Here is a 25,217-nt window from a genome sequence, read left to right as displayed (position 1 = left end):
AGGTCTGACAGCCTACTTCCCGAACCGGCGGTGCCGGCCGGCGAAGTCCCGCAGCGCCCGCAGGAAGTCGATGCGCCGGAACGCCGGCCAGTAGGTCTCGGTGAACCAGATCTCCGAGTAGGCCGACTGCCACAGCAGGAATCCGGACAGCCGCTGCTCCCCCGACGTCCGGATGACCAGGTCGGGGTCGGTCTGCCCCGAGGTGTAGAGGTGGTCGCCGATCGCGTCATCGGTGATCCGTGAGCTCAGCTCGTCGGCGGGGACGCCCCGGGCGACCAGTTCGTCGACGAGCGCACGGGTGGCGTCCACGATCTCCTGGCGTCCGCCGTAGCCCACCGCGATGTTGACCCGCAGTCCGGTATGGTCCGCGGTGCGTTCCTCCGCGCAGGCGAGCCGCTCCCGCAGGTCCTCCGGCAGCAGGTCGGGCCGGCCCATGACGTGCAGCCGGAACTTCCCCTTCGCCTCGGCGAGTTCGTCGGAGACGTCGCCGATGATCCCCATCAGCAGATCGAGTTCCGCCCGGCTGCGTCGCAGGTTCTCCGTGCTCAGCAGGTAGACGGTGAAGGTGCCGATCCCCTGTTCGTCGCACCAGTTGGCGACCTCGACGATCTTCTCCGCACCGACCCGGTGGCCGTGGGAGACGTCGGCGAACCCGTTCTCCCGCGCCCAGCGTCGGTTGCCGTCGACGATGATCGCGACATGCCCCGGCCTCGGCTGGTCACGCAGTTCCCGGACCAGCCGGCGTTCGTAGAGGGGGTAGAGGATCACCGACCACCGGCCTCCCCGTCGTGGTCCCCATCATGGTCCCCGTCATGGTCGGAGCCTGCCCCGGCGTCCTTGCCGGTCCCTGTGCCGGTGTCCGTCCCGTCGCCGTAGCGGCGGGCGAACTCCTCCGGTTCCTCGGTCGGCCAGGCCTGGTCAGTGACCTCGTCAGCGGTCAGTCGCTGCTCCTCGGCCATCCGCCGGTCGATCTCGGCGATGTCGAAGGGGTCCATGCCGTGCTTCTCGGCGAACTGGCGGCGCCGTGTCATCGCCTTCATCCGGCGGTTGAACAGGTAGCCCACCACGAGGATCGCCACCAGCAGTGCGACGATCACCAGCAGTCCCACGGGGGACGCCTTCCCGAACTCGGGTCCCTGGGGCCCCTTGTTCACCTGTTCCTGGGCGAGGACGGTGTAGCTCAGGTCGGTCACGGACAGCGCACTGGTCATGGTCACAGCCTATCGGAGGAGAGTCCGGAATCCGGCACCACACCGGTGAACAGGTCGTCCTCCGGAAGCTCGGTCTTCACCCTGCTGCGGGCGAGTTCGAACTCCTCGGTCGGCCACAGCCGCTTCTGGAGGTCCATCGGAATCGCGAAGAAGGCCCCGTCCGGGTCGATCTGGGTGGCGTGAGCCCGCAGGGCGGCGTCCCGGGTCTCGAACCAGTCCGCGCAGTCGACGCGGGTCGTCACCCGCGGCATGATGTCCGGCATCGACTGCCAGCGCTCGAGGGCACCGGCCAGGGAACCGTCACCCTCCTCCATGTCGGCCTTCGCCATGACCTCGAACCGGCGCCGGACGAAACCGTGCGTGTAGTACAGCTTCTGCACCGCCCACGCCGGGCCGAGTTCGGGGTGGTAGTCGGCCCGGGCGGCGTCCTCGTAGGCGCGGACGGAGACCACGTGGGTCTTGATGTGGTCGGGGTGCGGGTAGCCGCCGTTCTCGTCATAGGTGATCATGACGTGGGGGCGGAAGTCCCGGAGCACGGCGACGACCTTCTGCGTGGCCTCCTCGGTGTCCGCGAGGGCGAAGCAGCCCTCCGGCAGGGGGGGCAGCGGATCCCCCTCCGGCAGCCCCGAGTCCACGTACCCGAGCCACCGGTGCTCCACACCGAGGATGCGGGCGGCCTCCGCCATCTCCGCGGGACGGATCTCGTCCATGTGCTCGGCGACGCCCGGCCGGTCCATCTTCGGGTTGAGGATGCTCCCCCGTTCACCCCCGGTGCAGGTCAGCACCATCACTTCCACGCCCTCGTGGGCGTACTTCGCCATCGTCGCCGCACCCTTGCTCGACTCGTCGTCGGGGTGTGCGTGCACCGCCAGCAGGCGCAGCCCGTCGCCGGGGGCGGCGCCGCCGCTGTTCCTGTCACCTGTGTTCTGCCGCATGCGGTCCATTCAACAACCGTGCCACGGCGGCGTCCAACTCCGTCGAACGACCGCCGTTTCCTGCCCCGACCGCGCGCAGCATACGATGGTCGCCATGAGCAAGGCGTCCTACGGCAATTCGCGGTCCTCCGGTGTGAGCGGCAAAGTCATCGTCATCGGCGTGATCGTGGTGCTGGTCGCCGCGGGCATCTTCATCTGGTCACAGTGGCGTGATTCGTCGGACGCCGACGTCTCCGGGACCGTCACCGGTTTCGAGACGGACACCGACGACTCGATCCAGATGAAACTCGACATCACCCGGGACGACTCGGACCAGCCCGCGTACTGCATCGTCACCGCCATGAACTACGACAAGGCCGAGGTCGGACGCCGCGAGGCGGTCGTCGCCGGCGGCGGGAGTGAGACGACCCGTCTCACCGTCGTCATCCCCACCCACGAGCGGGCCGTCGCCACCGACGTCTACGGCTGCTCCACCGTCTTCCCGTCCTACCTCGACGACCACACCAGCACGGACGACAGCACCACCGCCGGACAGTGACCGCACCGGTGCTACACTGTGCCCCGACACAAGCACCGACGCAGGAGGGCTCGACCGGACATGGCCGATAATCAGACGACCTGGCTGACCCAGGAATCCTACGACCGTCTCTCTGACGAGCTGACCGCTCTGAAGAACAACCGCACGGCACTGGCAGCGGAGATCAACGAGCGGCGTGAGGAAGGAGACCTCAAGGAGAACGGCGGCTACCACGCCGCCCGTGAGCAGCAGGGCCAGGAAGAGGCCCGCATCGTCTACCTGGAGGAGCTGCTCGACAGCGCCACCATCGGCGAGGCCCCGCAGGAGTCGGGCGTCGCGCTCGTCGGCTCCGTCGTCCACGTCTACTACGACGGCGACGAGGACGACAAGGAGACCTTCCTCATCGGGACCCGTGGGCTCGAGTCCTCGAACCCCGATCTGGAGACCTACTCGACGGACGCCCCGCTGGGCGCCGCCCTCATCGGCGCGAAGGAGGGCGAGACCCGCGAGTACCAGGTCCCGGCCACCGGCGGCACCGTGTCGGTCACGGTCGTCAGCGCCGAGCCCTACGACCCGGACCGCGACATCCCCCGCGACCAGCAGTAGCGTTCCTGCCGCACTGCCGTCCAGCGGCCTGCGGAAACCCCCGCCGGGAGTGACCCGGCGGGGGTTTCCGCATCTCCGGGGACGGTCAGGCACGGTCCGGGTTAATGGTCGGAATGTGTGTCTTTTACCGGAGTGTCACCGGCCGACCCCAGTCATAGTTGTCCCGAGCTGACCCGATTCTGCGTTTCCGGCCCGACGGAATTGACCGATCCGGGTCAACTCGGGTCAACACGCCTTCCTCGGGATGGCCGGCCGGTCGGTGGCAGCGCAACCGTCGGCATGGCAGACCAGACCCCACAGGCCGCCATCGGCGGCCCCCAGGCAGACACAGGCGCGCCACCGCATACGGAAGGGCCCGCCGACCATGACGGTCGGCGGGCCCTCCGGTGACAGGCGGCGCAGGTGCGCCGACGGTCAGTCGCCCTGCAGCATCGACAGAACGCGGAGAATCTCGGTGTACAGCCACACCAGGGTGACCGCCAGTCCGAGGGCCACACCCCACGCCATCTTCGAGGGGGCACCGGCACGGATCAGCTTGTCGGCCGTGTCGAAGTCGAGCAGGAAGCTCATCGCGGCGAGACCGATGCACACCAGCGAGAAGATCCAGCCGAGGGCACCGCCGTCGCGCAGCGGGCCGGCACCGTCACCGAAGAAGGAGATGACGAGGTTGCCGAGGGCCAGGACAGCCACGCCGATCAGCGCGCTGAGCATGAACTTCGTGAACTTCGGGGTGACGCGGATGGCACCGGTCTTGTACACGACGAGCATGCCGAGGAACACACCGACGGTCCCCAGGACCGCCTGGAAGATCAGTCCGGCGCCGCCGGCGCCGCCGATCTTCACGTCGGTGAGCACCCAGCTGAACCCGCCGACGAACAGGCCCTCGAAGGCCGCGTAGATCAGCGTGGTCGCCGCGGACCCGTACTTTTTCCCGAAGGAGGAGACGAGGACGGCGATGAAACCGCCGATGGCGCCGAGGAAGGTCAGGCCCAGGGCCAGTGACGTGTTCCCGGAGACACCGATGAACAGGTTGACCGCGGCGAAGACGACGATGACGGCGAGCGTGATGCCGGTCTTCGTCACCACGTCGTCGACGGTCATCGGCCGGTCGGCGGAGGCGGCCGGGGCGGCGTAGTTCGGGGACTGCTGGTACTGCTGCCCGTAGGGGTTCTGGGCGTACCCGCCGCCCTGCCCGCCCCAGCCCTGACCTCCGGCCTGGTGGGCCATCGCCTGGCCGCGCTGCAACTCCCCCTCCGCCTTGGTGAGCGAGGTCATGTAGGGATTCGAACTCTTCACTTCGGTGTGTCCTTCCTCTCTGGTGGCACGTCCGGACGCCCGTCGGTGAACGCCGTTTTTCCGTGGGTTCTACTCTAGCAACGGCCGGGCGGCCCGGATTGTTCCCGGGGTCCGTGATGGAGATAGAAACAAAACCGACATGACGGACCATCGGGTGCGATAGTCTCGGCCCCATGACCTCAACGACGCTGAAGCGACTCCCCTACGGCCCGCTGCCCGACGCCTTCGCCGCCGAGCTCCGCGCCCTGACCACCAATGCCGTCACCGGGAACCTCGAATCCGGCGACCGGCTCGAGATCGAGGGCCCGTTCACCGGTGAGACCATCGGCTGGGTCGGCCGCGGTACCGAGGACGAGGTCGCCGAGGCCTTCGACCGGGCCCGTGCCGCCCAGAAGATCTGGGCCAAGACCCCCTACAAGCAGCGCGGGAAGATCCTGCTGCGCTTCCACGACCTCGTGCTCAAGCACCGCGAACTGCTCATGGACCTCGTCCAGCTGGAGACCGGTAAGAGCCGGGACTCCGCCTACGAGGAGATCCTCCACACCGCGATCACCGCCCGCTACTACGGCAACCATGTCGGCGCGATCCTCAAGCCGAAGAAGCACACCGGCGTGATCCCGGTCCTCACCAGGTCCGTCGAGCACCATCTGCCCAAGGGCGTGATCGGTCAGATCTCCCCGTGGAACTACCCGCTCACCCTCGGTATCTCCGACTCGCTGCCCGGCCTCGCCGCCGGCAACGCACTCGTCGCCAAGCCGGACTCCTCCACCCCGTTCACCTCCCTGCTGGCCTTCAAGCTGCTCTTCGAGGCCGGTCTGCCCCGCCAGCTCGTCCAGCTGGTCACCGGTCCGGGCCGCGTCGTCGGCAACGCCATCGCCGAGACGTGCAACTTCCTGATGTTCACCGGCTCCACCGCCACCGGCAAGACCCTCGGCGAGATCGCCGGACGCCGCCTCATCGGCTACTCCGCCGAGCTCGGCGGCAAGAACCCCATGGTCGTCACCGGGGACGCCGACGTCGACAAGATCATGCCGGCCGTCCTCACCGGCTGCTTCGCGAACTCCGGTCAGCTGTGCGTCTCCATCGAGCGCATCTACGTCCACAAGAACGTCTACGACGAGTTCGTCCCGAAGTTCGCCGCGGCCACCTCCGCGCTGCCGCTCGGCGCCGGCTACGACTGGGACGTCCTGATGGGGTCGCTGCAGAGCGCCCAGCAGCTCGCCACCGTCGAGAAGTACGTCGATGACGCGGTCGACAAGGGCGCGACCCTCGTCGCCGGCGGTAAGGCCCGCCCGGATCTCGGTCCCTACTTCTACGAGCCCACCGTGTTCACCGACGTCTCCGACGACGTCCTGCTCAAGCGCGAGGAGATTTTCGGCCCGGTCGTCTACGTGGAGAAGGTCGACTCCTACGACGAGGCCGTGGAGAAGGCCAACGACACCGACTACGGCCTCAACGCCTCCGTCTTCGGCGCGTCGAAGACCGCCAACGAGGTCGCCGGCCGGATCTACTCCGGCACGGTGAACATCAACGACGGCTACGCCGCCGCCTTCGCCTCCGTCGACAACGAGATGGGCGGCACGAAGGAATCCGGTCAGGGCCGCCGCCAGGGCCACTACGGCATGCTCAAGTACACCGAGACGCAGAACATCACCGAGCAGCGGCTCATCCCGATCCGCGGCCCGCAGTTCCTCAAGCCGAAGCCGTACGCACTGGTGATGTCGATCCTGCTCTCGCTGGGCAAGAAGACCGGCATCCTGCGGTAGCGGGTAAGCTCCCCGGCATGGACAGGGAGCTGGGGGCGGTGCAGCGGCGTCACTGGGATGCCGATGCCGCCCGGTACCACGACGACCATGCCGACTATCTGGACACCTTCCACTGGTGCCCGGAACGGCTCACCGAGGCCGAGGCCCGGCTGCTGGGTGATCCGGCGGAGCTGGCGGGACGCACCGTCATCGAGGTGGGGTGCGGGTCCGCCCCCTGTGCCGCCTGGCTCGCCCGGCACACCGCCGCGCACGTCGTCGGGCTCGACATCTCCCACGGCATGCTCCGCCGCGCTCCGCACGTCCCCGGCCTGCGGCTGCTCCAGGCGGACGCCGCCTCCCTCCCGCTGGCGGACCACTGCGCCGACGTGGTCTTCTCCTCGTTCGGCGGCTACCCGTTCCTCGCCGACCTCGGTGCGGCGCTGGTCGAGCTCGCCCGGGTCCTGCGCCCGGGCGGCCGCGCGGTCATCGCCGTGAACCACCCCACCGCCTGGATCTTCCCCGACGACCCCGACGATCTCACGGCGTCCATCCCCTATTTTCAGGACGCCTACCTCGAATGGGACGACGGCGACGGTGAAGACGGTGACGGCGCAACCGGTCCGGGGTTGCTGCGCCACCTGCGCTACGCGGAGTTCCACCACACCATGGGCGACTGGGTCCGGGCCGTCGCCGGCGCCGGGCTCCGGCTGGTCGACCTGGTCGAACCGGAGTGGCGGGACGGGACGCCGACCTGGGGGCAGTGGTCACAGACCCGCGGCCGGGTGTTCCCCGGGACCGCGATCTTCGTGCTGTCGGCCTGATCTGCCGGTCAGCCGCGCACCGGGCGGACGCTGACCTCCTCGACAATCGCCTCGTCGGTGGTGTCCACCGCCAGGCGGACCGCGGCGGCGATCGATTCGGGCCGCACGTACCGGGAGCCGTCGTAGTCGTCGTTGCCCCGGCCGTGCTGCAGCGCGACCTGCATGTCGGTGTCCACCCGACCGGGGTGGACCGAACTGACCCGGACCACTCCCCGCTCCTCCTCACGGAGGGCGTCGGTGAACGCGCGGAGCGCGAACTTCGTCCCGGAGTACTGCGCCATCCCCGGTGCGGAATGGAACCCGGATCCGGAGTTGACGGCGACGACCGTCGCATGGGCCGCCCGCAGTTCCGGCAGCAGCTGCCGGGTCAGTTCCGCCACCGCGAAGACGTTGACGCGGAACATCTCCTCCCAGCCGTCCCAGTCGGCGTCCTCGACGGTCGCGTCCCAGGCGAGTCCGGCGGAGTGGACGAGGACGTCGAGCCGGTCGAGTCCGTCGGCCCGCAGCCGGGCCACGGCGTCCGAAATCGATGCGGGGTCGCGCAGGTCGACGTCGCGGCTGGACCAGGCGATGACACGGTGGTCACGGGCGAGGTCACGGGCGACGGCGGCGCCGATGCCGCGGGAGCCGCCGGTGACGAGTGCGACGGGGAGGTCTGTACCGGAGGTGGGGTCTGTGCTGGAAGTCATGGCGCCGAGGGTAGCCGCACCACCGTATGCTCGGTGGTGACGATCCCCCGTGAAAGGACAACCATGTTCGGAACCGCACTGACCACCCTGATCCTCGGCGCCGTCGCCGGCGTCGGCGCCTGGTGGGCCGCCGACCAGAACCGGTGGGGCTGGTCGTTCCTGCTCGGCGCGCTGACGCTGGTCTTCGCCGTCGTCGCGATCTCCACCGCGTTCGCGGGCGCGGTCGCGCTGGTGTTCAAGCTGCTGCCGATCCTGCTCATCATCCTGGTGGGCTGGCTGGGCATCAAGCAGCTGCAGAAGCGCTGACCGGCGGGGGTGGTGCGTCGGTGCAGCCCTCGTAGCGTGGGAGGGCAAGGAGACTGTCCCCGATCTGCACCACAGGAGAACTCACCATGCGACACCTCCCCACCACCTCCGCACCCCGCCCGCACCGCACCGTCGTGCGCGCGACCGTCGCCCTCGCCTCGGTCGGCGTCCTCGCTCTCTCAGCCTGCGGCAGCGACGACGACGGTGAGTCGTCGGATTCCTTCGCCACCGCCGACGTGCATGCCGCCGACGGGAACTCCGTGGGCAGCGCATCCTTCCGGGACGCCGACGGTGCCTCGGCCCTGACCGTCGACCTGACGGGACTGCAGCCGGGAATGTACGGCATGCACGTCCACGGCATCGGGACATGCGACCCCGGCAGTCACGCGCCGGACGACCCGTCAGAGACCGGGGACTTCCTGTCCTCCGGCGGCCATATGGGGGCCGACGGTCATGACCATCCCGGGCACGGCGGTGATCTCCCGGCGCTCCTCGTCAACGGTGACGGAACCGCCCACATGACCGTCACCACCGACCGGGTGACCCGTGACAATCTGCTCGACGACGACGGGTCGGCGCTGATCATCCACGAGAAGCCGGACAACTACGGCAACATCCCCGACCGTTATGCCCCGGACGGCCCGGACAAGGACACGCTGAAGACGGGCGATGCAGGTGGTCGTCAGGCCTGCGGCACCTTCACGGACTGACCGGCGGCGGAGCTACTTCGCGAGCTGTTCGCGGACGACCTTGAAGCCCTCGGCCCAGGCGAGCAGGTCGGTCAGCATCGGGCCGAAGGTGTTGGCGGAGACCGCCTGGGGGGCGAACTTCCCGTCGGTGAAGTCGGTGAAGTTCGAGAACGAGGCGGTCCCGCGGACGGTCGCGGCGCGGAAGTTCGCGAAGACCAGGCGCCACTGCTCGATGGCGCGCACGCCCTTGTCGGCGCCGTAGGAGGCGAAGGCGACCGGCTTGTTGTTGAACTCGGACCCGATGTAGTCGATGGCGTTCTTCAGCGGGCCGGGCACGCCGTGGTTGTATTCCGGGGTGACGACGATGTAGCCGTCGAAGGGCTCGACCGCGGCACCCCAGGCCCTGGTGTGCGCGTTGGCGTAGGCGTGGGCGCCGCCGGGGATCTCCTCGTCGAGGATGGGGAGGTCGTAGTCGTTGTAGTCGACGACGGCGTTCTCCACGCCGGCCTCGTCGAGCTGTGCCTTCACCCAGGCGACGACCTGCGGGTTGAGAGCGCCGGGGCGGTTGGATCCGGCGATGATGCCGATACGGGTCATGAAAAGCTCCCTACGTAAAGTGGTTGATACTTCATCTAGTTTTCGTCCGCCCACCCTACGCTGCTGCGCGCCCGCCGCAAGCCCGCCGCAGGACCGCCGGCACCCGGCCGACCGGATGCCCGGAACCGACGGCGGAGGCGGATGACTACGATAAGCTACACCGAGGCCCACAACGCCGCAGCCCACCCGATCAGGTCGACCAGATACCGTCTCCCGGCCCGTCCCCGGGCACGCACGTGGGACACGCCCGATCCCTCCCGCCAGAAAGCTGAATCTTGACCAGACCTGAGCCGACGACGACCGCCATCCCCACCCAGTGGGTGGGGCCCCTGCGCATCAGTGGTGACGCCTTCACCACCGGCGAACCGTACGAGGAGGTGTCCGTCCCGCTCGCGACCTTCGAGACCCCGCTGTGGCCGTCGGTCGGCCGCGGCGCCAGCATCTCCCGCGAGCTCCCCGACGGGATCCGCACCGCCGTGCTCGGCGAATGCATGACCCGCTCGGTGCTGTTCGTCACCGCCGACGGCATCGCCGCGGCGTCCGGCGCCCGTCTCGTCGCCGGCCGACTCGACGAGCTCAAGGAGGTCGTCGCCGGCACCACCGGCCACGGCCGTCTCGTCGACCTGCACAGCGAGGTCGTCGGCAACCTGCTCTACGTCCGGTTCGAGCTGCACCCCGGGGACGCCTCGGGCCACAACATGGTCACCAAGGCGGCCGACGCGATTATGGAGCGCGTCCTGTCCTGGCCGGAGTCGCAGCAGCTCGGTCTGGGCTACGGGTCGGTCTCCGGCAACTACTGCAGCGACAAGAAGGCCACCGCCGTCAACGGCATCCTCGGCCGCGGCAAGAGCATCGTCGCCGACATGCTGCTGCCGCACGAGGTCGTCGAGCGGCGGCTGCGCACCACCGCCTCCGCGATGGCGGACCTGGTGACCCGCAAGGACCTGGTCGGCAGCACCATCGCCGGCGCCCTGCGCTCGGCCAACGCCCACTACGCGAACATGCTGCTGGCCGTCTTCCTCGCGACCGGGCAGGACGCCGCGAACATCGTCGAGGGATCCCAGGGCATCACCTACGCAGAGGCCCGTGACGAGGGCCTGTACTTCTCCTGCACCCTGCCGAACATCATCGTCGGCACCGTGGGCAGCGGTAAGCACCACCCGCAGATCGAGGAGGCCCTCACCCGCCTCGGCTGCCGGGAGGACCGTGAGGTCGGGGCGAACTCCCGGCGCCTCGCCTCCCTCATCGCCGCCACCGTCCTGTGCGGCGAACTGTCGCTGCTGGCGGCACAGACCAACCCCGGTGAACTGATGTCCACCCACCTGAGCATGGAACGTTAGAAAGGCGAGATCACCCATGACCGCAATCGGTATCCACGACCTGGAGCTCGCCACCGGGCACTACGTCGTCTCCCTGACGGACCTGGCCGAGTCGAAGGACATCGCCCCCGGCAAGTTCGTGCTCGGACTCGGCCAGTCCGAGATGAGCGTGCTCGCCCCCGACGAGGACATCGTCTCGATGGGCGCCTCCGCCGCGAAGCCGCTGCTGGAGCGCAACGGCACCGACGGGATCCGCACCCTGCTGTTCGCCACGGAGAGCGGGGTGGACCAGTCGAAGGCCGCCGGCGTGGCGGCGCTGGAGCTGCTCGGCCTGCCGCACAACGTGCGCGTCGCCGAGATCAAGCAGGCCTGCTACGGCGGGACCGCCGCCCTGCAGGCCGCCCTCGGCATCGTCTCCCGCAACCCCACCGAGCGCGTCCTCATCATCGCCGCCGACAATGCCCGCTACCAGCTGGACTCCCCCGGTGAGCCGACCCAGGGCGCCGGCGCGGTGGCCATGCTCATCACCGCGGACCCCGCCCTGCTGGCCGTCGAGCCCGCCGACGGTATCTCCACCACCGACGTCGACGACTTCTGGCGCCCCAATGACTCGACCACCGCGGTGGTCAACGGCAAGCTGTCGATCGACGCCTACCTGGACGCCCTCACCGACGCCTGGGGTGACCTGCAGGACCACGGTGGTCCGGCGATCGGTGACATCGACCGGATCCTGTACCACCAGCCGTACACGAAGATGGCGAAGAAGGCGCAGCAGCGGCTGCGTCAGGTCACCGGTGACGACATCAGCACCGCGCTGAACCCCGGCGACGAGGTCGACGGCCGTGACACGGGCCTGGAGACCAGTGCCCGCTACAACCGTCGGCTCGGCAACAGCTACACCGCCTCGGTGTACTCCGCGCTGGCCTCCCTGCTCGACCACGACGACAGCCTGGCCGGGGACCGCATCGGCATCTTCAGCTACGGTTCCGGCTGCGTGTCCGAGTTCTTCACCGGCATCGTGCAGGACGGCTACCGGGATGTCCGGGACGCCGGCACGATCGACGCAGCGCTCGACCGGCGCGTCCCGCTGAGCATCGACGAGTACCGGGCGCTGCACCAGGGGCCGCACGGTACCAGTGCCGACGAGGTGACTCCGCAGGTCACCGACGCCCCGTTCCGGTTCGCCGGGGTGCATGAGCAGGCCCGGCAGTACGAGGCCCGGTAGCGCTCAGCGTTTCTTGAGCCGGAAGTAGACCCGGCTGCGCACGGTCGCCACGACATCGCCGGAGCTGTCGGTGATGTCGGTGGTGAACCAGTGCAGGTACTTCGACCCGTCGGCGGTCCTCTCCCGGATGAGGTCGAAGGTGGCGTCATCGGTCCGCATGTCCGCGGTGATCGTCCCACGCCCGGGTTTGAGGTAGGTGACGTGGGATTCGGCGTCCCACACGTTGTAGTCGTTTCCGAGCCTGGTCAGTCCCATGAACAGGTAGAACCCGTCGGTCATGGTCTGGATCGTGCCGCCGAACGCGGTGCCGACGAGGTTCGCGTTGATCCGCCGGGGGCGGTGGGTGGTGACGACGCGTGACCCGTCTTCGGCGATGTACTTCATGCGGATGCCGGAGCCGACGTAGGGCGGGAAGAAGTTCAGCACGAACTTCAGCTGGCGGGGGGATGGTTTCAGCACGGAGATCATGGTATGGGGTTTCACCCGGGCACGTGGCCGGATTGACGGTTCCGGTGAAGATCCGGGCGGCGGCACGGACCATCCCGGCGGCCGGACGCGAGTTGACCCGGATCTGCCCGATCCGTCGCATCGACGGAACAGATCCGGGTCAACTCGCGTCAACCCAGCCCGGCAGCCAGCGTCTCCAGGTGCTCCCGGCTGAGCCGCGCCGCCGTCTCCGGATCCTTTGCCGCGACAGCCTCCACGAGGTCGGCGTGCGCCTGCTGGTCAGCGTCGCCGCCGAACCCGCCACGTCGCCGCAGCATCTCCACCATCGCCTCGCGCATCCGCGGAGTGAAACTGTCGAACATGCCGGTGAGCACCGGGTTCCCGGCCGCGAGCACGATGCTGCGGTGGAAGGCGGTGTCCGCGTCCACGTGGTCCTCCAGGCCCTCCCGCCGGGCCGCCCGGTCCGCCAGCGCCCGGCGCACCGCCCGCAGCTCCGCCGGTGTACGTCGGGCCGCCGCCAGCCGGGCAGCCTCCGTTTCGATGGCGGTGCGCGCCTCGATGACCGAGAGGATCTCGGCGCGGGCGAGCACGGCGTCCCATTCCTCTCTCGCGTCCAGCGCCGTGAGGAAGACCCCGGAACCCTGCCGGGATGCCAGCACTCCCTTGCCCGCGAGAATCCGGATCGCCTCACGGGCGGTGGAGCGCCCCACCCCCATCTGGCCGGCGAGTGCGACCTCCCCGGGGAGTTTCTGGCCGAGTTCCCACTCTCCACTCCGCACCCTGTCGAGCAGGATTTCTGCGGCTTGTTCGGCCATAGATGACCTATTCACCTGCGGCATATCGCTGTAATTCCTCTACTTGTCTGCGGAGTTGGTGCTACCATCCGTGGCATGAGCTTCTACGGACTTCTCCTCCTATGCTGCCACGGCAGGTCGTGACCCGACCGGCCTCCTGTCGTGGAGTGCAGCACCGGCGCCGGTCACCCCACCGACACAGCCCCAGGAGAACACCATGCGCTGGAACCCTCAGCAGCCCTCCCCCATGCCCCATGGCCGCTACACCGACGTCTACTCCCGCGTCAGCGTCCCACTGAAGGACGCCGACCGCACCTGGCCGACGAAACGACTCACCGACGCACCGCTGTGGGTGCCCGTCGACCTGCGTGACGGCAACCAGGCCCTGGCCGAGCCGATGGATCCGGCCCGCAAGCGCCGCTTCTTCGAGATGATGGTCTCCGTCGGATACAAGGAGATCGAGGTCGGCTACCCCTCTGCCTCACAGACCGACTTCGACTTCGTCCGCCTCATCGCCGAGACCGACATCGCCCCGGACGACGTCACCATCGTCGTCTTCACCCCGGCGCGCCGCGACCTCATTGAGCGGACCGTGGAATCCGTCCGGGGCATCAGCAACCCGGTGGTCATCCACATGTACACCGCGACCGCCCCGTTGTGGCGCGACCTGGTGCTGGCCCGCGACCGCGCCGACCTCAGGGAACTGATCCTGGCCGGCGGACGCGACGTATTCGAGCTGGCCGGAGACATGCCGAACGTCCGGTTCGAGTTCTCCCCGGAGGTCTTCAACCAGACCGAGCCGGAGTACGTGCTGGACCTGTGCGACGCGATGACCGAGCTGTGGGACGCCCGTCCGGAGCGTCCGGTGATCCTCAATCTGCCGGCGACGGTCGAGATCGCCACCCCGAACGTCTACGCCGACCAGATCGAGTACATGAGCCGGAACCTGGCCCGGCGCGAGAACGTCATCCTGTCGGTGCACCCGCACAATGACCGCGGCACCGGCATCGCGTGCGCCGAGCTGGCCGTCCTCGCCGGGGCGGAGCGCGTCGAGGGTTGCATCTTCGGCAACGGTGAACGCACCGGCAACGTGGACATCGCCACCCTGGCGCTGAACCTCTACGCCCAGGGCATCGACCCGGGCATCGACTTCTCCGATATCGACCGGATCCGTTCCACCGTCGAGTACTGCACCCGTATGGAGATCCACCCGCGGCACCCCTACGTCGGCGATCTGGTGCACACAGCGTTCTCCGGCACGCATCAGGACGCGATCCGCAAGGGCTTCATCGAGCACCACACCCGCGCCGAGGAGCTGGGCATCCCCGAGAAGGACGCTGAGTGGAAAATCCCCTACCTGCCGATCGATCCGGCGGACATCGGACGTACCTATGACGCGGTGATCCGGGTGAACTCCCAGTCCGGCAAGGGTGGAATCGCCTACCTGCTGGGCTCCGGGTACGGCATCGACCTGCCACGGCGTCTGCAGATCGACCTTGCCGGCCACGTCCAGCGCTACACCGATGACACGGGTGCGGAGGTCACCGCCGACCAGCTGTGGGAGATCTTCCGTGAGGGGTACCTGTACTCCCCCGCAGACGGCGGCCGGGTGGAACTGCTCGGTTACAGCACCAGCGAGGACGCCGCCTCCCCGGAAGCGGCGGAGACCACTGTGCGACTGCGTATCGACGGTACCGAATCGACGCACACCGTCACTGGTCACGGCCCGGTCGAGGCGCTGGCGACGGCGCTGCGCGAGGCCGGGACCGGCGTGGAGATCCTCGGGCTGACGCAGACCAGCGTGGAGTCCGGCAACGACAGTGATGCCCTGACCCTGCTGGAGTTCCGGGACACAACCGGGACCGGTAACGCCCGGTGGGTCGCCGGACGCGATGCATCGGTACTCGCCGCGAGTATGAACGCCGTCGTCGGTGCGGCCAATCTGCTGTGACCTGTGACTACCCTGGCTGACATGAATCCCCGCACAGCCCTCCCCGCCGCCGGGGCGCTCGGCGGTATGGCGGGCGCGATCTTCGGCGGCGGGACCGGGACGGTCACCGTCCCGGCGACAGAGAAGATCACGGTCCTGCCCCGGTCGGTCATCCACGGCACCGTCGCCGCCCCGAACGCGGTCGTCGCCGTCATCGGCTCCGCCGTCTACGCCCTCCACGGCGGGGCGGTGGACCTGTTCTTCGCGGTCCCGATGATGCTCGGTGGACTGGCCGGGGTGAACCTCGGTGTGCAGCTCGTCAGCCGGGCGTCCCCACGGATCCTGCGCCTGATCTTCGCCGCGGTGCTGCTGATCGTCGGCGTCCGGATGGTGCTGGACGCCGCGGGCGTGTCCGTGGACGCCCTGCTCTCCTCCGGTCAGTCCGGGCCCGGGCACAGCGTGTGGCTGTGGTGCGCGGCCCTGGTCTTCGGCGTCATCGTCGGGGCGTGGGCCTCCTCGCTCGGGCTCGGCGGCGGACTGCTCACCGTGCCGGTCCTGGTCATGGTGCTCGGCACCGACCTGCCCACGGCACTGGGGACATCCCTGCTGGTCATGCTGCCGAACTCGCTGGCCAGCCTGGTCGCCCACCTGCGTCACGGCACCGCAGACCCCGCCGTGGGAACCCGGCTCGCACTCGGCGCGGCCCCGGGTGCGGTGGTCGGTGTGCTGGTGGCACTGGCGGTGCCCTCCCGGGTCCTCAGCGGGATTTTCGGGGTATTCGCCCTGGTCATGGCGTTGCGTCAGATGAAGACCTCGCGGGAGCTGTCTGCCCCGCAGCAGTGAGCCGGAGTTGTTCCTCCAGCTCCGCGATCCTGGCGTCCCGCTCGGCGATGTCCTTCCGGTACAGGTCGATGCGTTCCTCGACCTCCTCGCGGGTCCAGCGCGGGGTGATCTGCTTGGAGCAGTTCGCGTCGGAGGCCACGACGTCCACGATCACGGCCCGCTCGATGACCGAGGTGATCCGGGAGTCCTTCAGGTCCCGCAGCTCCTCGATGAGTTCCGGATCGTCGGACGCCTCGACCAGTCGGGCGTGTCCGAAGACCTTCACCCGGGAGCGCGTGGTGAAGTCCACGAAGAACAGGCACACCCGGTCGTCCCGGTCGAGGTTGCCGGCGGTGACGAACTGCCGGTTGCCCGCGAAGTCGGGGAACATCAGCTGCGAATGTCCGCTGACCGTCCGCACCGTCACGAACCCGGCCGGACCACCCTTGTGCTGGACGTACGGCCAGCCCGTCCCGGTGACGGTCGCCATCATGAACATGCGGGATTCCCGGATCAGCTTCGCGTCCCGCGGGTCGAGCTCCGCCCCGGACGCCCCGGAGGTGTCCACCCGGTGCCCGACGCCCCGGGCATTCTGCCGTGCCGTCACGAACCCGTCGAAGGCGATGTCTGCGTAACCCATGTCAGTTCCTTCCGGTCAATGTCAGTACCGTGGCGCCGCCGAGGATCACCGCGGCCACGGCGTTCTTCGTCCCCGGGTTCAGCCTCAGACCGTTGTCTGCGGAGCCGTGGGAGTACGGGGCGGATGCCTCACTCCTCCGTGTCCGACTCCGGCTCCGACCCTTCCAGCACGGCGTCCAGCAGACCGGGGAACCGCGCATCCAGATCGTCCCGGCGCAGACGGATCAGGCACTGGCGTCCCTCTCCCCTGGTCCAGGTCAGCCCGGATTCCCGCAGCAGTTTCGTGTGGTGCGTCAGCGTGGACTTCGGCAGGTCGGGGCCGAGTTCCCGGCTGTCGACCTCTCCCTCGGCGTCCGCCAGGTGGTGGACCATCCCCAGTCGCAGCGGATCACTCAGCGCGAAGAGGACCCGCGGCATGGCGATGTCCGCGGCGTCCGGGTGCTCGTGGTGTCGCGCTGGGGACACGGATGGCTCCGATCTGTGGGTGTTGCCTGATGCCCCCGATGCTACGTCGGCGACAGGATATCCTGGCAACCAGCAACGCCCCCGAACAAGGAGCTGCCGGATGCGGATCAGCAGCAGAGGACAGGTGACCATCCCTGCCGGTCTGCGCCGCGACCTCGGGTTCCGGCCCGGCGACGAAGTGGACGTCACCGCCGACAGGGACCACGCCCACCCGCTACCAGCGGACCTTCGCCGATCAGCAGGGGTGAACTGATCAGAGTCGGTCAAGGTTGGTCGCTCTCAGTCGTCGAGGCCCCCGAGTTCCCGCTCGATCTGTTCGATGCTGGGCAGGGCCGTCTGCAACTGGTCCGGGAGTCCCGCCACGAGTTCATATTCGGCGATCCCGACCGGTTGGGTGGCGTCCCGCAGCGCATATTCCGCCACCACCTCGTTCCGGTGCCGGCACAGCAGCAGACCGATCGCGGGCGCGTCCGTCTCATGACCGAGGAGTTCGTCCACGGCGGTCATGTAGAAACCGAGTTGCCCGAGGTGCTCGGGCCGGAACTTGTCCGCCTTCAACTCAACGACTACATACCGGCGCAGCGTCAGGTGGTAGAAGAGCAGGTCGACGTAGAAGTCGTCGCCACCGACCTCGAGGTGGACCTGGCGTCCGACGAAGGCGAAGCCCGCACCGAGTTCGAGAAGGAAGTCGGTGATGTGGCCGGTCAGTGTCGCCTCGATCTCGCGTTCCTCTGCGCCGTCACCGAGGCCGAGGAAGTCGAGGCGGTACGGGTCCTTGAGGGATTCTCTGGCAAGGTCGGACTCCGCCTTCGGCAGGACCCGCTCGAAATTGGTCACCGCCCTGCCCTTGCGTTCGATCCTCTGACTCTGGATGTGGGTCGCCAGCACGTTGCGCGACCAGCCGAATTCCACGGCAGCCTCCGCGTAAGCGAGTCGCAGGGCACGGTCCTTGATCTTGGTCAGCAGGACGATGTTGTGGCCCCACGGCAATTCGCCAACAGCCTGTTGGCGAATTGCATCTTCCGGCCATTCCCGGGCGAAGGATCGCATGTAGCGCAGGTTCGCCTGCGAGAAACCACCCAGATCCGGAAACTCTTTACGCAGGTCATGGGACAACCGCTCGACGACCTTCGTCCCCCACCCCTGATTCTCCTGCTTGTCGATGATGTCCCGCCCGATCCGCCAGTATACCTGCAGCATCTCGGTGTTCACGGCGAGGGCGGCGCGCTGTCTGGCGGCGTAGATCCGGGACTTGTTGTCGCTGAACCACTCCCCGTAGCCCTCGGGCGGGTCGGTGAGTGCGATGGCCTGTTCGTTGGTCATGGCGGGAGCATATCCACCGGCAGGACTCCTGGATCTTATTATTAGACCGTGTGATCTATTTAATTTTCCATCCGCATTCGCACCAGCTGCACCACCAGCGCGAGCGCCACAGGGACCGCCGCCAGGAACGCCAGCGAGGTGCCGACAGCCCCACAACAACCCGGTGTGGAAAGATGACCCACCACTGTCCACTCGACCGACAAGGAGAACAGATGGCGGACACACCTCAACCGGCCCTGACCGACACCCCGGTCACCACTGACCTGCTGATCGGTGTCGCGGAACTCGAGCCGACCGACCGGGGGCTGCAACCGCACCGGCTCCCCGCCTCTGCCCGGAGACAGTCGACGGATCCGCAGGTCGCGATGGTCGAGGCACAACCCGCCGGTGCCCGGGTGGCGGTCCGCACCACGGCGACACGGATCGAACTCGATGTGCTGCGGACCCGGCCGATGTACGAAGGAGTGGCACCCCGCCCGGACGGCGTCTACGACCTGGTCATCGACGGCGAACTGCGCGACCAGGTCACCTCCTTCGGCGGGGACGCCCTGGTCATGGACATGGCCACCGGAACGTCACGGACCGAGGAAGGCCCGGTGGCGACCATCGCCTTCGCCGGCCTGCCGGACCGGGACAAGACGGTGGAGATCTGGCTGCCGCACAACGAGCTCACCCGCATCGTCGCGCTCCGGTCTGACCGACCACTGTCACCGGTTCCCCGGACCCGGCCCCGGTGGGTCCATCACGGCAGTTCAGTCAGCCACGGTTCCAACGCGACCCATCCGACCGGCACCTGGCCGGTCATTGCCGCACACGCCGCCGATGTCGACCTGCATAATCTCGGTCTGGGCGGCAGTGCCCTGCTGGACCCGTTCGTCGCCCGCACGATCGCGGGTCTGGAGGCCGACATCATCAGCGTGAAGTTCGGCATCAACCTGGTGAACGCGGACCTCATGCGCCGCCGCGCGCTCGGCCCGGCGGTCCACGGGTTCCTCGACACGATCCGGGACGCCCACCCGGACACTCCCCTGATCGTGATGTCCTCGGTGTGCTGCCCGATCCAGGAATCGACCCCCGGCCCGTTGGCCCCGGATTTCAGTGACGGGACGATGAAGTTCGTCGCCACCGGCGATCCGGCGGAGGTCGCCGCCGGAAAACTCACGCTGGAGGTGGTCCGGGAAGAGCTCGCGGCGGTGGTCGCGCAGCGCGCCGTCGACGATCCCCGGTTGTCCTACGTCGACGGACTGGACCTGTTCGGGCCCGCGGATGTCGGGGAACTCCCCTACGCCGACAATCTCCACCCCGGCGCGCAGGCCCACCGGCGCATCGCTGAGCGTTTCGTTCCCACGCTCCGTCAGGTCAGGGACAGTATCGGGTAGCGGTCCGACCGGCCGCGGGCACCACAGCAGGGGCACCGGGAATCCGGCGTACCTGTGAGGTCATCACCGACGGATGATCTTCCCCGGGTTCTGCTGGATCTGCAGCCCGGTGACCTGACCGTCGACCACCTCGACCGTGATGATGCGGGTCATGTCCGTGGAGACCGCCCGCAGGACCGGTCCACCCACCGCATCGACCACACTGACCTGCGGCATCCCGAACTTCGCGATGAGCCCGGCGAGGAACCGGTTGACCTTGTCCTGTCCGCGGATCGGGTTGCGGGCGGCCCGGGTGAGCCCTCCGGCGTCGGTCCACAGCACGCAGCCTCCGGAGAGCTGCTCCACCAGTGAGCCCAGGTCACCGTCGTTCAGGGCGGACGCCAGAGCCTCCAGCGTGGCACGGTCGGCACCTGCCGGACGCCCGCCGTCGTCACTGCGTGCGAGCGCCGACCTGGCCCGGCGCAGCCGCTGCCGTGTCGCCGGGGCGGTGGTCCCGACGATGCCCGCGATCTCCCGGTGCTCCAGACCGGCGACGTCGGCGAGCACCACGATCACCCGGTCCACCGGGGACAACGACTGCAGCAGCCGGACGAAGGCGAGGTCCACCTGTTCACCGAGGAGGGCCTGTTCCTGGGGACCGGTGTCCGTACCTGCCCCCGCCAGCACGGCCTCGGGCAACCACGGACCGACGTAGGTCTCCCGGCGCTTCGCGGCGGTCGTGGCGGCGTCCAGCGCAAGACGGGAGACGACGGTGGTCAGCCAGGCCGCGGGATCATCCGGCTCCTGACCCGCCAGACGCAGCCATGCCTCGGAGACGGCATCCTCGGCGTCCTGCCAGCTGCCGAGGACGGTGTAGGCGAGGCCGAGCAGTCGCGGACGCTCGGCGAGGTATTCCCCGGTGCTCATTTCTCGGACAGTACGCTGATCCGGTTCCAGGTGTTGATCGCGGCGATCTGACTGATCAGGGCCGCGGTGGTCTTCTCACCGAATTCACCGATCACACGCTCCTGCAGGTCCGGGTCGTAGCCGTCGGCCAGGCGGGTGCCCATGGTCGTGAACTCGAGAATGAGGGCGTCGGCACCGGTGAACGTGGTGTCACCCGGTTCCCAGTCCCGGACCGCGTCGCACCATGCCTGGTCGTGCCCGTGCTTGAGCGCCTCCCCGCTGTGCATCCCGATGCAGAAGCGGCAGTTGTTCAGGTAGGACGCGCGCAGCTGGACGAGCAGCCGCCGGTCGCGGCTGAGTCCGGTCCGCGCGGCGAGTTCGAGCGCCCCGGCCGCGGCACAGGTGCGTCTGCTGGTGCTGGTGAACTCGAAGTGTGTCATGCCGGGATGACGATGCAGCACCCCACAGCGTGACAAACCGCTGGTAGGGTCGTGGATCCCAATCCACCGGACACGCGGAAAGGAGCCCACCGTGAAGCTCGAGACCGTCCGTACACTCACCGACACCGACAGTCCGTTCGTCACCGTCTATCTCGGAGGACACACCCCGTCGGGGGACGCCGACGGTCTTCGACTGCGGTGGAGGAATCTCCGTGACAGGCTCTCCGGTGACGGTGCCCCGGACCCTGTGCTCAGGGTCCTCGACGCCGCTCTGCCCGACAACGCCCCCGGCGATCCGCTCCGGAGCCGGGCCGACGGCCGTGTCCTCGTCGCCGACGGACACGGCGTGATCCTCGATGAGCCGTGGGAAGCCGCTCCGGGAACCGGAGATCACGCCACCGTCGGGCAGGTACCGGTACTCGGCCCCTATGTCCGGCAGAGGCTGGACGCCGTACGTGTCCTGCTCGCCGTCGTGGACCGGACCGGGGCGACACTGCGACGCATCGTCGCGGTCGAGGACACGAGCAGTATCGAGGACGACGGCGATACCGAGACGGTCATGGACGCCGCCGACGCGGCCGCCGGCGATGATGCGGAACTCCGGCCCCGGCAGGGGGCACTGTCCCACAACCGTATCCGTCAGCATGGCGAGGAGTCGGTGGCACAGGACGCCCGCGGCGCCGCGGACCAGCTGGACGCCATCGCCACCGGATGGACACCGGATGTGCTCGTGCTCGCCGGGGAGGCGCAGAACCGTCACGCGGTCCGTACCGGGCTGGCAGATCCGTTCTCGTCACTGGTCAGAGAGACCGATGCCGGCGAGGAGTCGCTCCGCGAAGAGCTCTCCGGGATCACCAGCGACATCGCGACCGCACGACGGATCGCCGGACTCCAGCGCTTCGAGGAGGCCCGGGTCCGTGGCAGGACGGTGGAGGGGACGCGGGCGGTGGCGCAGGCCGCGGACACTGGTGACGTGGACACTCTGCTGCTGCGCTACCGCGCCCCGGCCCGGGACGACAGCGGCCCGGACGAGGATGACCTGCTGACCGCCTGCGCCCGGGCCGGTGCCGAGGTCGCACTCGTCGACACTCCCCTGAAGGAGAATGTCGCCGCTGTGCTCCGGTCCGGACCATCCGGGGAACTCAGGGACCGGATGCCGGGGTCCGACGGCTTCCTGTCATCGCGCTCGCGCGTCGGCGGGTAGCAGGTGACCGCGGCGTCCAGGTCGAGATGTCCCTCGTTGACCAGATGGGCGAGCCCGTGCACGGTCCCCCACATCGCGGTGGAGACCTCGGCGGTGTCCGACCCGGCGAACAGGCCTTCCTCCTGCGCCCTCGCCACGCAGGACGCCAGCATCGCCAGGTTCTCCTTCACCAGCTCCGCCGTGCCCGGTCCGGGGTTCCCCGGCGGGCAGATCGTGGGGTCGAAGATCAGCTCGAAGGCGTGCGGTTCCTCGGCGGCGTAGCGGACGTAGGCGATCCCCTGGTCACGCAGGGCGTCCCGCCCGTTGGACGCCGCCGCCACGGCCGCGCGTTGGCGGTCGACGAAACGTTCCATGCACGCCACCCCGAGCGCTCCTCCCTCACCGCCGGCCTGGCGGACGCCTACGCGGATGCCGCAGCACGGACCGGAGCCGCCGTCGAGCGGCTCACCCTGCGCGAGCTCGACTTCGACCCGGTCCTCCACCTCGGCCTGCCCCACGGCGCCGGCCGCTCCGCCAGGTTCATCATGCCGGCGGACTCCCCCGGCTTCTACCTCGCACTCGTCCAGGGCAACCCGACCAGAAAGCAGGTCGCCCGTTCCACGTTGACGTTCTGCGGCTTCTCCCCGGTACATGTCACCCGGTTCTCGCCGGTGCGCACGGCGTCCGACACCAAGGGTGACCGGTGGATCGCGAAGGTCGGCGGCCTGGCCGCGAAGGACGTCGGGCGGTGCGGGCGGCAGCGGAAGGCCCGGACTGACCCGTTCGAGATCCGCAGGACCCTCACCGCCGACGCGAGCTGACCCGGATCGGCTCCGGTCCGTCGCGTGGCAGGAGCAGAATCGGGTCAACTCGCGTCAGGACGGAAAACCCGGACACCGGTGCGCGTTCCGCGGCGACAGGACATGTACCGTCGGTGAGGCAAACCTGACCAATCCCCGGAGGAAAATCCATGCCGAACATCGGCATCACCCACGCAGACTCAGGACTCGTCCGGACCCGCGTGGCGCGCAGCGAACGCGTCACGCCCCACATGCACCGGGTGACCTTCTCGGGCGAGGACCTCGACACGTTCGTCCCCCTCGGCTTCGACCAGTGGTTCCGGCTGGCGATCCCGGTGCGCGACGGCGACCGGCTCGATAAGGTCCCCTCGAAGTTCACCTTCGGCACCCTGCTGAAGTTCATGGCGATGCCCAGGGGCACCCGTCCGACCATCCGCAACTACACCGTCCGTGACTTCCGCCCGGCCACCGACGGACAGTCGGCGGAGCTGGACGTGGACTTCGTCATCCACGGCGACTCCGGCGTCGCCGGCCCCTGGGCGGTGTCCGCGGAACCCGGCGCACCCGTCGCCCTCGTGGACCAGGGCTGCGGCTGGAAACCCGTCCCCGCTGCGCAGTCCCTCATCGTGACCGATGAGAGCGGCATGGCCGCCGCCCTCGGCGTCCTCCGCGACATGCCGCGGGACGCCACCGGCCACGCGATCATCGAGGTCTTCGACGAGAGGGACCGGCAGGACGACGCCGCCCCCGAGGGTGTGACCGTGCACTGGCTGGTGCGGAAGCCCTCGGATGACCCGGGCGCCCTCGCCCTTCCCGCCCTGCGGGAGCTGAGCATCTCCGCCGACCTCTACGCCTTCACCGTCGGCGAGTCCGCGCTCATCAAGGGTGTCCGTCGCCACCTCGTCAACGACTGCGGCGTCCCGAAGGCGAACGTGACCTTCAGCGGGTACTGGAAGATCGGGAAGTCGGCGCCGAGCTGACCATGAGTACCAAAGTGGTCGTCTACGACCTGGACGGCGTGATCACCACACGGGACACGTTCACCACCTTCACCATCGAGCAGCTGTGCCGGAGGCCGCTGCGGCTCGTCCCCGCGATCCCTCTCGCCGTCCGGAGATTCCTCAGCCGGGACGAGGAGTTCCGCCGACGGACCGGCGTCCGCATCGCGCGGATCGCCCTGCGCGGACTCTCCGAGGAAGACTTCACGGTCCGGGTGGAGAATTTCGGACGCCGCGTCGGAGCCGGCCGCACCTGGATCCGCCGTTCCGCCGTCGCGCGCATCCGCCACCAGAAAGCACAGGACGCCACCATCGTCATCGCCACGGCGACCGAACGACGGCTCGCGGCAGCGCTGCTGAACCGGGCCGGCGTCCCCTACGACCTGCTCTCCGCCTCCGAACTGTCGGCGACCCCGACCGGCATCGACGTCACCGACCACCGGCTCGGCGAACGGAAGGCCGGGGCGCTCCGGGAGCTGGGGATCGACCTGGCCGGCGCCGAGTTCGTGACGGACTCCTTCTCAGACCTGCCCACCGCCCGCGCCGCAGCAACCGTGGTGCTCATCGGGGCATCCCGGAGAACCGGGCAGAAGTTCCGGGATGCCGGGGTCGCCACCCGCTCCGCTACCGTGGTCCCATGACCTCCACCACCATCGCCTGGCGCACGGTCGGGTCCCCGATCGGCCGGCTGCTGCTGGCGTCCTCCCCGACCGGACTCGTGCGCGTCGCCTTCGGGTCAGAGAGCTCCGGCGACTGGGGCACAGTGCTCGATGAGCTCGCGGCGTCCGGTGCCACCGTCACCGAGGATCCGGCGGACGCCACGCTGACGGCCACGGCCACCCAGCTCGACGAGTATTTCGCCGGCACCCGGCGCGACTTCGACCTGCCGCTGGACCGGCCGGACCGTACCTTCCGACAGCACGTCCAGCAGTATCTGAGCACCATCCCCTACGGGCGCACCGCCACCTACCGCGAGGTGGCGGAGGCCGTCGGCAACCCGAAGGCGGTCCGGGCCGTCGGCACAGCGTGTGCGACGAACCCGCTGCCCGTCATCGTGCCCTGTCACCGTGTCCTGCGCACCGACGGCGGCCTCGGCGGCTATCGCGGCGGAACGGACGCCAAGAAGTTCCTGCTCGCTCTGGAATCAGGCCACTGA

At 68.8% G+C, this 25,217-nt stretch carries 30 protein-coding genes and 1 pseudogene; 17 read left to right on the top strand and 14 right to left on the bottom strand.

Annotation, left to right across the window (positions count from 1 at the left end; genetic code table 11):
- Nucleotides 1-12: 12 nt before the first annotated feature.
- From FSW06_RS00315 to mca, 3 genes are read right to left on the bottom strand one after another with little or no spacing between them, the layout of a single operon-like run.
- The gene (locus FSW06_RS00315) at nucleotides 13-768 is read right to left on the bottom strand and encodes an isoprenyl transferase (protein ID WP_010119388.1); all 756 of its coding nucleotides are present in this window, start codon (nucleotides 766-768) and stop codon (nucleotides 13-15) included.
- The gene (locus FSW06_RS00310; RefSeq protein WP_040429949.1) at nucleotides 765-1,211 is read right to left on the bottom strand and encodes a hypothetical protein; all 447 of its coding nucleotides are present in this window, start codon (nucleotides 1,209-1,211) and stop codon (nucleotides 765-767) included. Before FSW06_RS00310 ends, FSW06_RS00315 begins: the two co-directional genes overlap by 4 nt.
- Nucleotides 1,212-1,213: 2 nt before the next feature.
- Entirely contained in the window at nucleotides 1,214-2,146 is a 933-nt protein-coding gene (gene mca, locus FSW06_RS00305) for a mycothiol conjugate amidase Mca (RefSeq protein WP_050801940.1), read from the bottom strand.
- Nucleotides 2,147-2,240: 94 nt separating this feature from the next.
- Between mca and FSW06_RS00300 the strand changes: the two genes are divergently transcribed.
- Both FSW06_RS00300 and greA read left to right on the top strand, forming a co-directional pair.
- A complete protein-coding gene (locus FSW06_RS00300; RefSeq protein ID WP_238525924.1) occupies nucleotides 2,241-2,684 on the top strand; it encodes a DUF4307 domain-containing protein in 444 nt (147 codons plus the stop codon).
- A gap of 60 nt (nucleotides 2,685-2,744) precedes the next feature.
- On the top strand, nucleotides 2,745-3,269 hold the full coding sequence (greA, locus tag FSW06_RS00295; protein ID WP_010119393.1) for a transcription elongation factor GreA: 525 nt from the start codon (nucleotides 2,745-2,747) through the stop codon (nucleotides 3,267-3,269).
- A gap of 414 nt (nucleotides 3,270-3,683) precedes the next feature.
- Here the strand turns inward: greA and FSW06_RS00290 are convergent, their stop codons facing one another.
- Complete coding sequence (locus FSW06_RS00290; RefSeq protein WP_010119395.1) at nucleotides 3,684-4,565, bottom strand: Bax inhibitor-1/YccA family protein; 882 nt, start codon at nucleotides 4,563-4,565, stop codon at nucleotides 3,684-3,686.
- A gap of 173 nt (nucleotides 4,566-4,738) precedes the next feature.
- Here FSW06_RS00290 and FSW06_RS00285 point away from each other — a divergent pair, with 173 nt between their 5' ends.
- Complete coding sequence (locus FSW06_RS00285; protein WP_010119396.1) at nucleotides 4,739-6,331, top strand: succinic semialdehyde dehydrogenase; 1,593 nt, start codon at nucleotides 4,739-4,741, stop codon at nucleotides 6,329-6,331.
- A 17-nt stretch (nucleotides 6,332-6,348) separates the two neighbouring features.
- Nucleotides 6,349-7,131, top strand: coding sequence for a class I SAM-dependent methyltransferase (locus tag FSW06_RS00280; protein WP_010119398.1), 783 nt, complete (start codon nucleotides 6,349-6,351; stop codon nucleotides 7,129-7,131).
- Nucleotides 7,132-7,139: 8 nt separating this feature from the next.
- Here FSW06_RS00280 and FSW06_RS00275 read toward each other — a convergent pair whose 3' ends face one another.
- A complete protein-coding gene (locus tag FSW06_RS00275) occupies nucleotides 7,140-7,820 on the bottom strand; it encodes an SDR family oxidoreductase (RefSeq protein ID WP_010119400.1) in 681 nt (226 codons plus the stop codon).
- 63 nt (nucleotides 7,821-7,883) lie between these two features.
- Here FSW06_RS00275 and FSW06_RS00270 point away from each other — a divergent pair, with 63 nt between their 5' ends.
- Nucleotides 7,884-8,126, top strand: a complete 243-nt coding sequence (locus FSW06_RS00270; protein ID WP_010119402.1) for a hypothetical protein — start codon at nucleotides 7,884-7,886, stop codon at nucleotides 8,124-8,126.
- An 86-nt stretch (nucleotides 8,127-8,212) separates the two neighbouring features.
- The gene (locus FSW06_RS00265; RefSeq protein WP_010119404.1) at nucleotides 8,213-8,836 is read left to right on the top strand and encodes a superoxide dismutase family protein; all 624 of its coding nucleotides are present in this window, start codon (nucleotides 8,213-8,215) and stop codon (nucleotides 8,834-8,836) included.
- 12 nt (nucleotides 8,837-8,848) lie between these two features.
- Here the strand turns inward: FSW06_RS00265 and FSW06_RS00260 are convergent, their stop codons facing one another.
- Entirely contained in the window at nucleotides 8,849-9,412 is a 564-nt protein-coding gene (locus FSW06_RS00260; RefSeq protein ID WP_010119406.1) for an NADPH-dependent FMN reductase, read from the bottom strand.
- Between the two features lie 275 nt (nucleotides 9,413-9,687).
- Here FSW06_RS00260 and FSW06_RS00255 point away from each other — a divergent pair, with 275 nt between their 5' ends.
- Together FSW06_RS00255 and FSW06_RS00250 are read left to right on the top strand one after the other, a co-directional pair.
- On the top strand, nucleotides 9,688-10,752 hold the full coding sequence (locus FSW06_RS00255; RefSeq protein WP_010119407.1) for a hydroxymethylglutaryl-CoA reductase: 1,065 nt from the start codon (nucleotides 9,688-9,690) through the stop codon (nucleotides 10,750-10,752).
- A gap of 16 nt (nucleotides 10,753-10,768) precedes the next feature.
- Nucleotides 10,769-11,956 (top strand): hydroxymethylglutaryl-CoA synthase, encoded by a 1,188-nt coding sequence (locus FSW06_RS00250; RefSeq protein WP_010119409.1) that lies wholly within the window; start codon nucleotides 10,769-10,771, stop codon nucleotides 11,954-11,956.
- 3 nt (nucleotides 11,957-11,959) lie between these two features.
- Here the strand turns inward: FSW06_RS00250 and FSW06_RS00245 are convergent, their stop codons facing one another.
- Both FSW06_RS00245 and FSW06_RS00240 read right to left on the bottom strand, forming a co-directional pair.
- Entirely contained in the window at nucleotides 11,960-12,415 is a 456-nt protein-coding gene (locus FSW06_RS00245) for a DUF4442 domain-containing protein (protein ID WP_029449093.1), read from the bottom strand.
- 158 nt (nucleotides 12,416-12,573) lie between these two features.
- Entirely contained in the window at nucleotides 12,574-13,218 is a 645-nt protein-coding gene (locus FSW06_RS00240; protein ID WP_010119413.1) for a FadR/GntR family transcriptional regulator, read from the bottom strand.
- Between the two features lie 196 nt (nucleotides 13,219-13,414).
- On the opposite strand from FSW06_RS00240, the gene FSW06_RS00235 reads away from it, so the two are divergent.
- Nucleotides 13,415-15,148 carry a 2-isopropylmalate synthase gene (locus FSW06_RS00235; RefSeq protein ID WP_010119415.1) on the top strand — a complete coding sequence of 578 codons (1,734 nt, stop codon included), beginning with the start codon at nucleotides 13,415-13,417 and terminating at the stop codon, nucleotides 15,146-15,148.
- A gap of 21 nt (nucleotides 15,149-15,169) precedes the next feature.
- Entirely contained in the window at nucleotides 15,170-15,970 is an 801-nt protein-coding gene (locus FSW06_RS00230; RefSeq protein ID WP_010119416.1) for a sulfite exporter TauE/SafE family protein, read from the top strand.
- Here the strand turns inward: FSW06_RS00230 and FSW06_RS00225 are convergent.
- Nucleotides 15,915-16,589 carry a pyridoxamine 5'-phosphate oxidase family protein gene (locus FSW06_RS00225; protein WP_010119417.1) on the bottom strand — a complete coding sequence of 225 codons (675 nt, stop codon included), beginning with the start codon at nucleotides 16,587-16,589 and terminating at the stop codon, nucleotides 15,915-15,917. The two genes, FSW06_RS00230 and FSW06_RS00225, sit on opposite strands and share 56 nt — an antisense overlap.
- A 128-nt stretch (nucleotides 16,590-16,717) precedes the next feature.
- Nucleotides 16,718-17,053, bottom strand: a complete 336-nt coding sequence (locus tag FSW06_RS00220; protein ID WP_029449099.1) for an ArsR/SmtB family transcription factor — start codon at nucleotides 17,051-17,053, stop codon at nucleotides 16,718-16,720.
- On the opposite strand from FSW06_RS00220, the gene FSW06_RS15025 reads away from it, so the two are divergent.
- Complete coding sequence (locus FSW06_RS15025; protein WP_083827010.1) at nucleotides 17,004-17,306, top strand: AbrB/MazE/SpoVT family DNA-binding domain-containing protein; 303 nt, start codon at nucleotides 17,004-17,006, stop codon at nucleotides 17,304-17,306. The genes FSW06_RS00220 and FSW06_RS15025 overlap by 50 nt on opposite strands.
- A gap of 26 nt (nucleotides 17,307-17,332) precedes the next feature.
- On the opposite strand, the gene FSW06_RS00210 is transcribed toward FSW06_RS15025, so the two are convergent.
- Entirely contained in the window at nucleotides 17,333-18,376 is a 1,044-nt protein-coding gene (locus FSW06_RS00210; RefSeq protein ID WP_010119419.1) for a PDDEXK nuclease domain-containing protein, read from the bottom strand.
- Between the two features lie 212 nt (nucleotides 18,377-18,588).
- Between FSW06_RS00210 and FSW06_RS00205 the strand changes: the two genes are divergently transcribed.
- Entirely contained in the window at nucleotides 18,589-19,755 is a 1,167-nt protein-coding gene (locus FSW06_RS00205; RefSeq protein ID WP_010119420.1) for an SGNH/GDSL hydrolase family protein, read from the top strand.
- A gap of 63 nt (nucleotides 19,756-19,818) precedes the next feature.
- On the opposite strand, the gene FSW06_RS00200 is transcribed toward FSW06_RS00205, so the two are convergent.
- A complete protein-coding gene (locus FSW06_RS00200; RefSeq protein ID WP_010119421.1) occupies nucleotides 19,819-20,661 on the bottom strand; it encodes a sigma-70 family RNA polymerase sigma factor in 843 nt (280 codons plus the stop codon).
- Nucleotides 20,658-21,080 (bottom strand): carboxymuconolactone decarboxylase family protein, encoded by a 423-nt coding sequence (locus FSW06_RS00195; RefSeq protein WP_010119422.1) that lies wholly within the window; start codon nucleotides 21,078-21,080, stop codon nucleotides 20,658-20,660. The genes FSW06_RS00200 and FSW06_RS00195 overlap by 4 nt, the downstream gene beginning before the upstream one ends.
- A 91-nt stretch (nucleotides 21,081-21,171) precedes the next feature.
- On the opposite strand from FSW06_RS00195, the gene FSW06_RS14390 reads away from it, so the two are divergent.
- Nucleotides 21,172-22,284: a baeRF2 domain-containing protein gene (locus tag FSW06_RS14390; protein ID WP_050801938.1), complete on the top strand. Its 1,113-nt coding sequence runs from the start codon at nucleotides 21,172-21,174 to the stop codon at nucleotides 22,282-22,284.
- Between the two features lie 71 nt (nucleotides 22,285-22,355).
- Here FSW06_RS14390 and FSW06_RS15020 read toward each other — a convergent pair.
- Nucleotides 22,356-22,637: pseudogene (locus tag FSW06_RS15020) on the bottom strand (TetR-like C-terminal domain-containing protein); the annotation flags it as partial.
- Here FSW06_RS15020 and FSW06_RS00185 point away from each other — a divergent pair.
- The 4 genes from FSW06_RS00185 (at nucleotide 22,524) to FSW06_RS00170 (ending at nucleotide 25,217) form a co-directional block, all read left to right on the top strand.
- Nucleotides 22,524-23,084 carry a hypothetical protein gene (locus FSW06_RS00185; protein ID WP_193345945.1) on the top strand — a complete coding sequence of 187 codons (561 nt, stop codon included), beginning with the start codon at nucleotides 22,524-22,526 and terminating at the stop codon, nucleotides 23,082-23,084. The pseudogene FSW06_RS15020 and the gene FSW06_RS00185 overlap by 114 nt on opposite strands.
- Before the next feature lie 149 nt (nucleotides 23,085-23,233).
- Entirely contained in the window at nucleotides 23,234-24,043 is an 810-nt protein-coding gene (locus tag FSW06_RS00180; protein ID WP_010119427.1) for a siderophore-interacting protein, read from the top strand.
- Between the two features lie 2 nt (nucleotides 24,044-24,045).
- On the top strand, nucleotides 24,046-24,702 hold the full coding sequence (locus FSW06_RS00175; protein ID WP_029449106.1) for a haloacid dehalogenase-like hydrolase: 657 nt from the start codon (nucleotides 24,046-24,048) through the stop codon (nucleotides 24,700-24,702).
- Nucleotides 24,699-25,217 carry a methylated-DNA--[protein]-cysteine S-methyltransferase gene (locus FSW06_RS00170; protein ID WP_010119431.1) on the top strand — a complete coding sequence of 173 codons (519 nt, stop codon included), beginning with the start codon at nucleotides 24,699-24,701 and terminating at the stop codon, nucleotides 25,215-25,217. Before FSW06_RS00175 ends, FSW06_RS00170 begins: the two co-directional genes overlap by 4 nt.

It is taken from the genome of Corynebacterium nuruki S6-4 (assembly GCF_007970465.1).
Lineage (GTDB): Bacteria > Actinomycetota > Actinomycetes > Mycobacteriales > Mycobacteriaceae > Corynebacterium > Corynebacterium nuruki.
The sequence above is the reverse complement of the archived record's forward strand: the minus strand, read 5'-3'. Positions and strand labels throughout refer to the sequence as shown.